3 protein-coding genes are annotated in these 14,940 nt (G+C 57.5%); all 3 read left to right on the forward strand.

The genetic code is table 11. The annotated features are described in order from the left end of the window. A partial coding sequence (locus tag B5F54_RS16010; protein ID WP_207651978.1) for an FIVAR domain-containing protein occupies positions 1-851 on the forward strand: 851 nt, incomplete at its 5' end. A gap of 876 nt (positions 852-1,727) precedes the next feature. After that, positions 1,728-7,988: an MGH1-like glycoside hydrolase domain-containing protein gene (locus tag B5F54_RS16015; RefSeq protein WP_172749771.1), complete on the forward strand. Its 6,261-nt coding sequence runs from the start codon at positions 1,728-1,730 to the stop codon at positions 7,986-7,988. 1,216 nt (positions 7,989-9,204) lie between these two features. After that, positions 9,205-14,727 carry a beta-N-acetylglucosaminidase domain-containing protein gene (locus B5F54_RS16020; RefSeq protein WP_172749772.1) on the forward strand — a complete coding sequence of 1,841 codons (5,523 nt, stop codon included), beginning with the start codon at positions 9,205-9,207 and terminating at the stop codon, positions 14,725-14,727. The last annotated feature ends 213 nt before the right edge of the window (positions 14,728-14,940 follow it).

Genomic DNA, 14,940 nt, shown 5'->3' on the forward strand with positions numbered 1-14,940 from the left:
AAGTCCTGGAAGCGGACATCACCGCAGCGGTGGATGCGCTGTATGACGCCATCTATGGCTTGGTCTACCGCGCAGACGTCACCGAGCTGGAAGCGCTGGTCACCAAGGGCGACAGCATTGTTGCAAATGCGGATCAGTACATCCAGAACGAGGCATGGACCGCATTCGAGACCTCTCTGGAAGAGGCAAAAACTGTCCTGGCAAATGAAAACGCAACGCAGGATGCGGTGGATACCGCAGCAGAAGATTTGGCAGCGGCGATCTCCGCCCTGCGCCTGATCCCGGATAAGGATGCTCTGGAAGCATTGATCGGGGAAGCCGAGGCAATCAATACCAATAAGTACACGGCAAAGAGCGTAGCAACGATGAAGGCCGCATTGAGCACCGCGAAGGCAGTCCTGAACGACGCAGAAGCGACCGAGGAAGAGGTTGCGGACGCAGTCGAGGCGTTGGAGAACAGCATCGACGGTCTGGTCGAGAAGAGCACCTCCACGAGTTCGAAGGGCAGCACGTCTGCCAACGTCGGCAACGCATACGGCGCAGCGGGCGTTGTATCTGCAAGCCAGAGCGTGGCAGCGAATGCGTATGTGGTTTCCGATACGACGGTCAACTTCACCTTGAAGAGAGGCAGCGCATACTGCTTCAAGATGACGGTCGTGAACGGCAACGCCATGACGCCGAGCTTTACCGTCGGCAATGGCGATGTGCTGAAGACCCAGTATGTTGCAAAGATCGGCAATGACTACTATTACAGAGTGTATGCGATCGGCACGCCGGGCCAGAGCACGGGCGTTTACACGACCCTGCCGGGCAATGCAGCCGTAAAACATTGCACCGTAACGATTGGCTAAGTGTTTCTTTAGGGCTTCCAATATGGAGCGGAAAGCAAACTCTTCGCAGTTTGCTTCCTTAGGGAACGCCGTAGGCGCGAAAAGGCACTGCGTGCCCGCCGTAGGCGTGAAAGACGCTGTGCGTCGGCTAATCGGAAATAAAAAACAAAAAGGGAAGGCAGCTTCCCTCTAAGCAACGAGGCCTCAACCCCGGGAGAGTTCCCAGGGTTGGGGCCTTTTTTATCATTCAATGCTTTTCTTTTTCAAAGCTGATGCGGAAGGATGGCTTCCGGTCTTTAGGTGGTTTTTCTTGCTTCTGTAGGGCCTTCCCATATGGAGCGGAAAGCAAACTCTTCGCAATTTGCTTTCTTAGGGGACGCCGTAGGCGCGAAAAGACGCTGCGCGTCCGCCGTAGGCGCGGAAGGCACTGCGTGCCCGCCGTAGGCGCGAAAAGACGCCGTGCGTCCGCCGTAGGCGCGAGAGGCACAGTGTGCCCGCGAAAGACGCTGCGCGTCCGCGAGAGGCACTGCGTGCCTGCGTCCTGACCGGAGGTCTGTAAAAATGACTGCTTTTCTTTGGAATTTGGAATCATTTATTCAATAGAGTTTATTTCAGTATTTTGTTATAAATTATAATGATTTCAAACGAATTATAGGATGGTGTGTACAAAATAACCTTAAAATTTTGTCCAGTTTTTCTGTTGACCCTCTTTTTGTGATTCGCTATCATTGTAATGTATTATTGCGAATAATTAAAAGTACGCTTTAATGATTCACTCAAAAAGGTAAACTTTTTGGGACGGTAGTTGCCCGTGGAGAAAGGAGGGGCGGTATCAGAGGCAACACAGAAGGAAAGGTTGGGATGGGGAAAACCATCCTAATAATCAAGGAGGAGAAGATGAAAAAACTAAAAAAGGTACTCGCACTTTGCCTGTCCGCAGCGATCCTGCTGACGTCGATCCCGTTTGGGACAGCTATGGGCGCGGCCCGGGAACCGGAAATTGTAGCCGGCGGGTATGAGATCGATATGGCCGATCTCCCGAAGGTGCATTTTGCCGAGCACCCGGAATGGGAAGAGCTTTACGATGCAGCCTGGGAATCCCACAAGAGCAACATCCGCAAAGCAAGAGCAGTCCTCAACCCGGAGGAGCCCTACTATGTGGACGAAGCGTTCAGCGATATGATCTTTGTGTGGGATACGCTGCTGATGATGATGTTCGACAAGTACGGCATCCATCAGTTCCCCACTCTGCAAGCAATGGACAATTTCTACTATTGGCAGGTCGATAATCCCGGCCAGCCGGACGACGGCTTCATCGCGCGTGAGATCAGCGAGATCACGGGCGAGAATGCCAGCTACAATGGCGGATACGACGATCCGCTTTCCGTCAACCCGCCCCTGTTTGCCTGGGCCGAATGGCAGCAGTATCAGGTGCATGGGGATAAATCGCGCTTTACCAAGGTGATCGATGGGAAGACCGTCTTGGAGCGCATTGTCTCCCACTTCGATTTTATCAAGCGCACGCGCTTGATGGACAACGGGCTGTATGGCAAGACCACCGGCCTGGCCAACGGCTTTGACAACACGCCGAACCAAGACTATGGTTCAAAGGAACAGACGTACAACGACCTGAGCATCCAGCAGGCGCAGTCCGCCTACTACATCGCCAAGATCGCCCATGAGATCGGCGATACAGAGACGGAGGAGCGCTTCCAGAAGGAGTATGAGGACCTCACGGCCCTGATCAACGAAAAGCTCTGGTCCGAAGAAGGGCAGTTCTATTTCAACCTGGATAAAGACCAGCAGTTCACGAACGTTCCCACCCCGACCGGCCTGTGGGCGCTGTCCGCACACGTGGCGACGCCGGAACGCGCCGACGCGATGGTCAGGAACTATGCGTTGAACTCCGAAAAAATGTTCCGTCCGCAGGGCCTGTCCACAGTTACCTATGACTGGCCGTCCTTCTATCCCACCGGCAAATATTGGAACGGTGCGGTTTGGGCGCCGTCTTCGTTCCAGTACATCAAGGGCCTGGAGTATTACGGCTACCGTGAGCTGGCCTTTGGGGAGGCGCTCCGCCATCTGGAGGCCCTCTCGGACGTCTACCAGGCGGGCAAGACCGATTCCGTGATCGGCAGCGCTACGTTCTGGGAGAACTATTCCAGCGAATATACCCGCCAGGGCGACCCCGCCCGCAGCAACTTTGTCGGTTGGACGGGCGCGCTGGCCATCGGCGTCATCATCGAGGACATCCTGGGCATCGACCTGAACGCCCCGGAAAACACGGTGAATTGGGATCTCCGTTTGACCGAGGAAAATGGTATCAGCAATCTGTATATGTGCCACGACGGGCAGCCCGTCCGCGTTTCCCTCTCCATGGAGGAGCGCACCGGGTCGGAATCCCCGGCGGATATCACCGTTACAGCGACTGAACCGGTCACCCTGCACGTGCTCAACGGCGACGTAGAGGTCACGTTGGATGTCCCGGCGGGCACCACCAACTACCACATCGACGGCGTGGAGGATGAGGCAGAGCCGTATTTGAGCGCGGCCGCGCATCCGTTCCAGGCGGACGACGCTTCCTTGACGAAAGAAGCGCTCGACGCCAACGCAGCGGATTATGTCGTTTTCAGCACCGAGACCGACGAATCCATCGATGACGGCCTCCAGTATCAGGCCGGCAAGAAGGCTGGGCTGATTACAAATGTCAACACGGTTGGCTTCCGTGCGGACAGCAGCCAAAGCCCGGTGGAACTCTCCGCCAGCGCAGAGATGGAAGCCCTCGGCTTCTCCGGCGCGCAGAGCCTGACCAAGGGCGCCTATTCGCTCGGCGAGGAAGGCTTTATGTTTACGGTCCCGGCGACCAATGAGAGCAAGACCGTGAAGCTGATCGTAGGCGTGCAGAATACGACCGCCACCTTGACGGCCGCTTTGTCCGACGCCAGCTCTCCGCGTGTAAGCCGCACGCTGTATGGCGGTGAAGAAGAGAGCACCTATGTGGTGGAGATCCCGTACCGCGCGGGCGGCGACGAAGACCGCCATCTGCTGGTGCAGTATGAGGCGGAGCGCGCCTCCAAGGGATCGGGTTCCGTCTCCATCAAGGGAATCATCCTCGAAGACGGCGGCGAGCCGCTGCCGGCAGATGTGGAGAATGTTTCCCTCGCGGCTGGCAACCAGACCATCACCGTTTCGGCGGATAACACGGATGCGTTCGACAGCTACAAGATCTATGTCGGCGAAGACCGTGCAAACCTGTCCGACGTGCGTACGGCCGATACCCTCCCCTATGTGATCGAGGGATTGGACAACTATAAGCGCTACTATGTGGCGGTTTCCGGCGTGAAGAATGGCGTGGAAGGCGCCCTGAGCGAGGTCGTCAGCGAAGTCCCCGAAGAGTCGCCGCGCTCCGCGCGTGAGCGCGCCTATGCCGACTACGAGGCCGCCCGTGACACCATTTTGAATGGGAACACCGGATTTGATGCTTTGTACAGATCCCTGAACTTCGACGTCACCGGCCCCATCTACGGCACCACATTTACCTTTACCAGCACCATGAACGGCCAGGACACCGGCCTGATGGACAACGGTTCTGTGGTGTGCCCCACCCAGCCGCAGCCGGATCAGAGCGGCGAGCTGACGATTCTGGCCACGTATGAGGGCGAGACTGTAAAGATCGTTGAGAATGTGACCGTCCTGTCCCTGGCATACGACGAAAAGCCGTATGTATCCGGCATGATGACCTCCGCGATGGGCACCACCATCGACCTTACCGCAGAGGGCACCAAGGACTGGGCGCAGTTCAACGCAGACGATGTGGATGTCTACGCAAGAAAGGATACCGAAAACACCATCTCCGGCCTGCGCCGTCTGGTGGAAGGCGGGGTTGACCACGCCGTCGATATGCCTTTGTACTACACGGCTACCGACGCAAAGGATACGCAGCCGACCAGCCAGACCTGCATCACCTCCCGCGGTGAAGAGGGCAAAGCGGGCTTTGAGTTTAACCTCCCTTACAGCGATAAGATGCAGCACGCGAACCTGTATGTTTCCTCCTGGAACGCCACCACGCGCGTGGAAGTCCTGGTGAACGGCAGCGTGATGTACACGGCCACCTATGGTGGAAGCGACGGTTGGGATGTGCGCAAGATCAGCCTTGATTATAAGCTGATGGACCCGAGCGACGAGCTCCTCGTCCGCCAGATCCTTGTCACGTCCAACACGGGCGGCCCTGGCGGCAGCGTCGGCCTCCCGGCTGTAACGCTGGCGGAGACCGACGGGGAGATCCCGGAACCGTCCAACGATTACGCAGTTGGGACAACGGAAAATGCCTCCGGCACGACCGTTGACCTCACCGCAGAGGGCACAACCGATTGGGCGCAGTTCCCGACAAAGTATGCCGATGACTACGCCAAGAAGAATACCGAAACGGTTATCACGAATTTCCACCGCCTGGTGTCCGACGACACGCCTTACGCGGTGGACGTCGCCAAGGATATGCAGCTGAGCTTTACCGCCAGCGATGCGGCCGAAGGCACCCAGCCGAAGAATCAGTGGGCGATCACCTGCCGCGGCCCGGAAAGACAGGCTGGCTTTGCCTTTAACCTGCCGACGGCCGGCACCGTGCAGCATGTGAACATCTATGCAGGCTCCTGGAGCGCCATCTGCGAAGTGCAGCTGCTCATCGACGGGCAGGTGCGCTACGCTACAACGTACGGCAATTCGAGCGGATGGGATGTCCAGAAGATCGGGATCGACTACTGGGCGGAAGATCCGGAGAGCACCGTGGAAGTCCGGATGGTCATGAACGAGTCCCTCGCTTCCATCGATGTCGGCGGCAGCATTGCGCTGGGCGCCGTCACCTTGGCCGACACGGGCGAGCAGCCGCCGGAGGTGGACGAGCCCGAGGTCATTGACAATGATTTCAACATCCGCTTTACCAATACGCTCCCGGATTCCATCAACCTGACGGAAGAGGGCGGCAAGGATTGGATGCTGTTCAACAGCGTGGACGGCGAAGCGGCCTATGAGCGCAAGGATGTGGAGCCTTCCATCAAGGATTTCACCATCTTTGATACCGAAAAGGCCCCGCACCGCGTGAACAACAGCGAATACGACACCGTGTATTCCTTCACGGACGGCACGCCGACCGCGAGCATGGAGAACCAGAAGCCTTACCTGGTTGTGGAAGACGTGGACAACGGCGTCAGCTTTACGCTGCCGGGCGGCGAAAACCGCCACGAGGCGAAGATCACCATCGGCAACTGGCATTCCGATATGGTCGTGGAAATGACCTCCGGCGATAAGACGGCTTCCTATGCGTATGAAGTCCTCGAGCCGACGGAGTACGGAATGTTTACGCTCACGTATCGCTCCGCAGAGGATGTAAATGTGCGCATTTACAACCGGTCTGTAACCAGAGAACGGTATGGCAACTTCAGCATTACAGCGATCATGCTGAACGAGGTTTACAGCATTGCAGCGGAAGAAGCGGAAGGCGGTTCGGTCAAGCTCACCCGCAGCAGTGCAAACGCAGGGGAGACGGTGGACGTGTTTGTCGAGCCGGACCCGAATTACCATCTGGTTTCGCTGGCATACCGCACAGCGGACGGCGAACTTGTCCCGATTGAGAACAACCGCTTTGTGATGCCGAATGAGGACGTCACCGTTGTCGCGGAATTTGCCCGCCAGTCCCGTATGCTGACGGTGGGCTACAGCGCCGGTGTGGACCTTGCGGTTACCAGCGACGTAGAACCCATTGTGGATGCTGCCGGCATCTATGCGGCCAAGATTGAGGCGGGTACGCCGGTCACCTTTACCTTTACGCCGTCCCGCGAGGGAAGCACCTTTGTGGGCGCGTATGTGAACGGGGAGCCGGTGGACTTCACTTCGGACAGCGTGACCTATACGTACACGGTGCCGGATGAAAATTCCAACCTGTCCTTTACCTTTGACATTGTAAACAAGTCCGTATTGGCGCAGACCATCTCCATTGCAGAAGAGCTGGTCGGCGGCGACGAATATGCAAATGCAGTCGAGAGCGTTCAGAAGGCGGTCGATCGGGCCCTGGAGAACGCGAAAGAGGTCTATGACGATACATCCGCTACCCAGGCAGAGGTCAACGAGGCCTGGTCGGATCTGCTCGACGCCCTGCACTATCTGTCGTTCGAAAAGGGCGATTTGACCGAGCTGGGCTACTTGATCGATCTGGCGGAGAGCATCGACACCGATGAATTCACCAGCGAGACGGTGGAAGCCTTCCAGGCGGCCCTGGATGCGGCGAAGGACGTCTATGACGACGGCAACGACGCCCTGGCGGTCGATGTGGAAAAGGCATGGCAGGATCTCTATGACGCTATGCTCGCTTTGAGCCGCACAGCGGATAAGAGCAGCTTGAACGCCGTTTTGACACAGGCAAACCTGGTGATGGAAGAGATCGACAAATATGTCGAGGGCAGCGGAGAAACCCTGCGCAATGCTATTGACGCGGCCCAGGCTGTGATGGACGACGCATCCGCCGCCCAGGCAGAGGTCGACGCAGCGGCAGAAGCGCTTGCGAAGGTGCTCGCGGACCTGCGTAAGATCCCAAGCAAGGAAGAGCTTCTCGAACTGCTTTCCGAGCTGGAACAGCTCGATCTCACCAAGTACACCGCGTCCAGTGCGGCGGTGATGCAGGCGCAGATCAACCTGCTCCGTGCAACGGTGGAAGACGCCAATGCAACCGGTGAGGAGTATGCAGCGGTCTACTACAGCGCCAAGGAAGCGAAGGAAAACCTCGTGCTGGCAGACCGGAACACCAGCAATAATAAGGGTTCCGGCAGCACGTCCGCCAACATCGGCAACGCATACGGCGCAGCAGGCGTTGTGGCCGCAGGCCAGAACGTTGTGAACGCCAGCGTGCGCAGCGACACGACCGTGGACTTCACGTTGAAGAGAGGCAGCGCATACTGCTTCAAGATGACGGTGGTCAACGGCAACAACCTGACGCCGAGCTTCACAGTCGGCAACGGCGATGTGCTGAAGACCCAGTTCGTGGCGAAGGTCGGCAACGACTACTATTACAGAGTCTATGCCATCGGCACGCCGGGCCAGAGCACGGGCGTTTATACGACCCTGCCGGGCAATGCCCCAGTTAAACACTGTGCGGTGACGATTGGCTAAGTGCTTTCGTAGACGGACGCCGTAGGCGCGTAAGACGTTGCACGTCCTGTCAAGCACTGTGCAGTGACAATCGGCTAATTTAAAAGGAAAAGGAAGGCATCTTCCCCATAACCAACGAGGGCCCAGCCCGGGAGTTTTCCCGAGGCTGGGCCCTTTTGTGTTTTCCACCGCTATTTTCAACCGGCTGTGCAGGGACCGTGGATTTTCTCCCCTTCTTGCTTTTTATAAAGCGACTCACCTGCTTCTGTAGGGCTTTCCCTGCGGAGCAGAAAGTAAACTCTTTGCGGTTTGCTTTCTTAGGGAACGCCGTAGGCGCGAAAGACGCCGTGCGTCCGCCGTAGGTGCGAAAGACGCCGTGCGTCCGCCGTAGGTGCGAAAGACGCCGTGCGTCCGCCGTAGGTGCGAAAGACGCCGTGCGTCCGCCGTAGGTGCGAAAAGACGCCGTGCGTCCGCCGTAGGCGCGAAAAGACGCCGTGCGTCCGCCGTAGGCGCGAAAAGACGCCGTGCGTCCGCCGTAGGTGCGAAAGACGCCGTGCGTCCGCCGTGGGCGCGAAAAGACGCCGTGCGTCCGCCGTAGGTGCGAAAGACGCCGTGCGTCCGCCGTAGGCGCGAAAAGACGCCGTGCGTCCGCCGTAGGCGCGAAAAGACGCCGTGCGTCCGCCGTAGGTGCGAAAGACGCCGTGCGTCCGCCGTAGGCGCGAAAGACGCCGTGCGTCCGCCGTAGGCGCGAAAAGACGCCGTGCGTCCGCCGTAGGCGCGAAAGACGCCGTGCGTCCGCGAAGGAGATGTTACGTCCGGTTATAATAGACAAATAATGGATTTTTTTTGCACAATTACAGATTTAGCGTTTTATGGTTAGTATAAATATACTTTTTTTTGAGAATATATTGCATATTTATGCTCTTTTTAAGATGCAAATGTTTTCTGAAGAATCATCATTCAAAGGTAAAATCAGTTACTTTTGAATAAGAACCTAAGAAATTTAAACCCAATTTTTGAATTCCTCATAAAAAGCGCAGTGGAGATAATTCCAAAAGTTTTGACATGATAGAGCTTCATGCAACATTCATAAAAAAATTGACTTTAAAACGAAATAAAAATATAATATAAATGCATTATATTCTGTGAACAAAATTTTTTGCAAAAAAGGAGGGGTGCAGAAACAGTCCTATAGGAAAAATCCATGAAAACAGTTTGGAAAGAAGGAGATGTACGAATGAAAAAGAGCGGCAGCAGGCTGTTATCGATGCTTCTGGCGTTTGCCTTGATTTTGAGCAGCCTGAGCTCCCTCGCGTTTGCAGCAACCGAGGAGCAACCGGCCAACGGCGCGAACTTGGCGTTGAACAAGACGACAACCGCCAGCGGCACAGAAGCCAGCACAAGTTTTTATCCCCAAAACGCCACGGACGGCGATATGGGAACCCGCTGGTCCCATGACGGAATCCGCGCCAACCCGCCGAGATGGCTGAAGGTCGATCTGGGCGAGACCATGACCTTCCGCCAGTTCAAGATTTTCTGGGAAGCAGCGTATGCTTCCGGCTATCAGATCCAGGTTTCGGACGACGATAGCGCCTACACGGACGTCTATTCCACGACGACCGGCCAGGGCAGGAATGAAGTCATCACCCTGGACACCCCCGTGACGGGCCGCTATGTCCGGCTGTATTGCACCCAGGCGCCGGCCGATACTTGGGACGGCGTTTCGATCTATGAGTTTGAAATCTACAACTTTACCGATGAGGAAATGGTGGACGACGCCATTGCAGGGATTTCTGTACCGGCGATCGTAAACCACGACTTCACCCTTCCGGTTGGAACCGACGAAGGCGTGAAGATTTCCTGGACCTGTGACAGCGACCTGCTTGCCATCGACGCCGAGACCGGGGCAGTCACCGTGACCGCGCCGGAAGAGAGCACCGACGTCACCCTGACGGCGACCGTCGCCTTTGGCACGTGCTCCAAAGAGGTCCCCTACACGGCCAATGTGCGCAGCGAAGCGGAGCGCCAGGTGGAATACCAGGTGTATCCGCTCCCGCAGAAGATGACGCTGGGCGAAGAGAACATGACCATCTCCGAAGCGGTCAACGTCATCATGGAGTCCGGCATCAGCGAGGTTACGAAGGCGCGCTTGGAAGAGGTCCTCTCCGAGGCTGGCCTGACCTACAGCTACAGCGATGCGGCTGTCGAGGGCGCAACCAACCTGTACATCGGCATCAACGGCTCCGGGGAAGCGGCGGACAACTACGCGACCGCCAACAATGTCCCGCGCGACGTGTTCACCGAGGGCGAGGACAAGTTCGACATGGAAATTGTCCAGTTGGACGCTGCGAACAACATCCTGCTGTTGGGCAAGGACGACGACGCGGCATTCTACTCCATCGCTACCTTGGAGCAGGTGCTTCCCCAGTCCATGAACGGCAAATATACCACCGTCCTGTTTGAGGACTATGCGAATAAGCAGTACCGCGGCATGGTCGAAGGGTTCTACGGCTATCCGTGGACCGTGGAGGCCCGCCTCGACTGGTTTGAATTCGCCAAGAAGTACAAGATGAACATCTTCGTCTATGGACCGAAGGGCGACCCGTACCATCTGGGCCTGTGGGACGAGGAATATCCCACGTCCGTCACCGAGGACGAGCGCAAGCGCGGCGTTTTGACGCAGGACGACATCCGCGCCCTGGCGGAGGAGTCCAAGAAGTGCAACATCGACTTTGTCTGGGTGGCGCATCCCGCCATGCAGAGAAGGCTCGACATGAGCAGCAACGCCACGGTTGACCAGGAGATCACCAACCGCCTGATGCCGAAGTTCAACAGCCTGTATGAGCTCGGCGTGCGCGAGTTCGGTATCTTCATGGACGACATCACCATCGGCGAGGGCTTGCAGCAGAGATACACGCAGCCGTACCTGATCGACCAGGTCCAGCGGCGTCTGTATGAAACCTACAACACCCCGGACGCGGCGGAAGAGGATAAGGTCAAGCCGCTGTTCTACACGCCGACGTGGTACACCTACGGCCTGGGCTATGCAGATATGCAGAACCAGTGCATGGAGGCGTTCAAACAGTCCAACGTGCATGAGGACGTTGTGATCTGCTTCACCGGCGACGCCGTGTGCGGCCCGATCAACAACAGCTCCTGCGAAAACTTTGCCACCCGCACCGGCCGCAAGCCGTGCATCTGGTGGAACTACCCGGTAAACGACTATGCGGACGCACAGCTCTTTACCGACCGCATCGACGCCAACTTCACCGTCGGCACCGACACCACGGAGTGCGTGGGCGTCCTGTCCAACCCGATGAACCAGGCGGAAGCCTCCCGCATCGCCTTCTTCGGCGTGGCGGACTTTGCTTGGAACACCGCGAACTTTGATTCCCAGCAGAGCTGGGAGGATTCCTTCCCGTATCTGATCGAAGAGGGAATCGGCGATGTTTCCCGCGAGGAGCTCGCGGCGGCATACAAGATCGTTGCAAAGAACATCGTCACCACGCCGGAGTCCAAGGATATGCAGGAGCTCTACACGAAGTTCCAGGCAGAATATCCGCTGGGCGATATGACCACGGCGACAAAGATGAAAGACGTCTTCCACGAGCTCAACGAAGCGATTGCCACCATCCGCCTCATGCAGGACTGCGGCAATGCGGAATATGAGCGCCTGTATACGGACCTTGAGGGCAACCTCAACAAGCTCTCCGATATGGCGACCGTGATTGAAAACAGCCTGACCATCCTTTTGACGGACGACGAAGACGCCGCTTGGGCAGCTTACAATGCCGCCAGCGAGATCAAGAACAACGAGCTTTCCAACAGCAGAAACCCGCGCTATGTGGTCCATGCAATGGAAGGCGCCGGCACCGACTATAGCTATGCGGATTACCAGGCGGATCCTTCGAAGACCTATATGAAACCGTTTGTCAACACGGTCTTTGAACTGGCGACGAATAAGATCTCCGACGTAGAGCCGGTGGCGACCGTGCCGCAGCTATTCACCAACATTCCGGAGGCGGACTTCGCCGTCGCGGATGCAGGCAGCTCTGTTACGGTTTCCGGCCTGGAAGGTGTTGTCCTCCAGAGCAATGAATACGTCGGCGTGATCTTCAACAAGATCCGCACCCTGACCGGGTTTGCCGATCCGGCGGCCGAGGGCTTGACGCTCGAATCCTCCATGGATGGAAAGACCTGGACCGCCTATGCCGGCGAAGAGGTGCCGGAAGCGGCGTTTGTCCGCGTCAAGAACAACACCAGCGAAGCAATCGCCCTCGGCGCAGATACGCTGGCCTGGAGCCTGCGGCCCATCGCAGAGTTTGTGGGCGCCTCCTGCAGCGTAGAGCTGTATCAGCCGGCAAACTACCCGCTGAGCAACTTGACCGACGGCAACTATGACACCAAGATGTGGACCAACGGCGCACAGGGCGTGGGCCAGACGGTCACGATGGAATACACCGACATCATCAATACCAACGAAGTGAAGCTGGTCTTTGGAAGCGGGGACCGCGCGGCGGGAGCCGTTGTTGAGATTTCCGCGGACAACCTCGAATGGACCGAGATCGGTTCCTTCACAGCGGCCGACCTGGTGGCGGAAGGCAGCTCCTATACGTACACCTGCAACGGCAACGGACAGCCGGCCAAGTATGTGCGTATGCGCCTGACCCAGGACAGCTCCCAGTGGCTGCAGCTCTTTGAGTTCGAAGTCAATAAGGGCGAAGAACTCGGCGGCGCGATCCCGGTCGCTGTCACCAACGACGGCCAGGATGCAGGCGTTGTATGCGACCGCACGGTTTCCACCACCTTTACCGCTACCGATGCGGGTTATGTGGAGTATCAGCTGATCCATGGGCAGAAGGTCGATGAGATCACCGTCCTGTTCCAGGGGACGGAATCCGAAGCGGAGAAACCGGCTGTTGAGATTCAGACCGACGGCGAATGGGTCAAGGTCGGTGAACTCAATGAAAATCCGGCGAAATTCGATGTCTCGGCCTATACAAACGTAACGGCCGTCAAGGTCTCTTGGAATGCGGAGAACATCCCGACCATCATGGAGATCATGGAAAAGGGCGATGCGTATGCAGAGCCGAACCGCGTATCCCTGTATGAGGCGGTCGCGACAGCGGAAGGCCTCTCGCAGGACGACTTCACCGAGGACGAGTGGGCAGCCATTCAGGAAGCGCTCACAGCGGCAAAGGCGGAGCTGAACGGCGAAAGCACGCAGGAAGCCGTCGATGCAGCGGACACCGCTCTGAAAGTGGCCATGGGAGAAATCGAGCCCACCGCGCACACCCTTACCGTGAAGTTCACCACCAACGCGCAGCTGGATGACAGCGACGCGATCCTGGCAAACCTGACGGGCACCTATACGGAAGAACTGTTCCCGGGCGATGCGTACGCATTCCGGTTCGTACCGCGTGTGGACGGCCGCGAATTTGCAGCCATCACCGTGGACGGGGAAGAGGTCCTGTTTGACGATACGACCGATACCGCGGCGTATGTCTGCGAAGGGACCATGGGTTATACCGGCAAGACCGTCACCATTTCCTTTGTCGTGGTCGATAAGCAGGTCCTGCGCCAGTCCATCACGATTGCAGAAGAATTGATGGCGGGCGAAGAGTTCGAGGCAGCTGTCCCGAGCGTCCAGAAGGCGATCCAGAAGGCGTACGACGCGGCTGTCGCTGTAGAAGCGGATAAGACCGCCGTCCAGGCCGAAATCAACGGCGCTTGGAGCGAGTTGCTCGATGCCCTGCAGCTGCTGTCCTTTGAAGCGGGCGACAAAACGCTCCTGGGCGAGCTGCTCGATCAGGCGAACCTGATCCAGGAGGGCGGTTATACGGAGAGCTCCTGGGATGCCTTCACAGAGGCGCGCGAGCAGGCACAGGAAGTCTATGACGACCCGGACGCACTGGAACAGGATGTTCAGGATGCTTACGACGCCCTGATCGACGCGATCGATGGCCTTGCCTTTGCGGGCGACCTCAGCGGCTTGCAGATGCTGGTCGATGAGGCGCACGAAATTGAGGCCAACCTCGATAAGTACCTCGACCTCGACAACGACGACTTTAAGACCTTCCGCGATGCGTTGGCCCGTGCAGAAGAAGTGCTGGCTATGACCACGCCGGAACAGGCGGTCATCGACGAGGCGGCGATCGCCCTCTCCAACGCCATGAGCGCCATGCGCCTGATCCCGGACAAGGAGGAACTGGCAAACCTCGTGGGCGAGGCGGAAGCGATCAACCGCAGCCAGTTCACGAGCGGAAGCCTCTCCAAGCTGGATAGAGCCGTCGGTAAAGCGAAGCAGGTCCTGAACGCAGAGGATGCAACGCAGGAGCAGGTCAACGAGGCGTACACCGCGCTTTCCAATGCGCTGGACACGCTGGAGAAGAAGACGGAGACCCAGAAGACCTCCGGCAGCTCTTCCTCCTACAACTGGAACCTCTATGGGCCGGCCGGCATCGTTGCGGCGAATGGCAATGCCCTCGCGCCGTATGTGGTCTCCGACACGACCGTGGACTTTACGGTCCGCAGAGGAACCGCTTATTGCTTCAAGATGACGGTGATGAACAGCAACACGCTTGTCCCGAGCTTTACGGTGGGCAACGGCGATGTGCTCAAGACGCAGTATGTCACCCGCATTGGGAACGACTTCTACTTCCGCGTTTGGGCGATCGGCACAGCGGGCGAGAGCGCCGGTGTGTATACCACCCTGCCGGGCAATGCCCCAGTCAAACACTGCACCGTGAAAATTGCGTAAGTGCTTGCAAAGGAAACGCCATAAGAACAAGATGGCACATGTGCCCGCTTGTAGGCGCGAACGGCGAGCAGATGCGTAAAAGCAGAAAGACCGCACGAAATCATAGACAAGGATGTTCCTGAAACTCCTTTTACACAAGCAGCCCCCGGACGGATTTGTCCGGGGGCTGCAATCTTTGTTTTTAGGAGGGGCAGGGGCCCAAGCATGTGGGGG

This window comes from Anaeromassilibacillus sp. An250, assembly GCF_002159845.1.
In the GTDB taxonomy this organism is placed as follows: domain Bacteria; phylum Bacillota; class Clostridia; order Oscillospirales; family Acutalibacteraceae; genus Anaeromassilibacillus; species Anaeromassilibacillus stercoravium.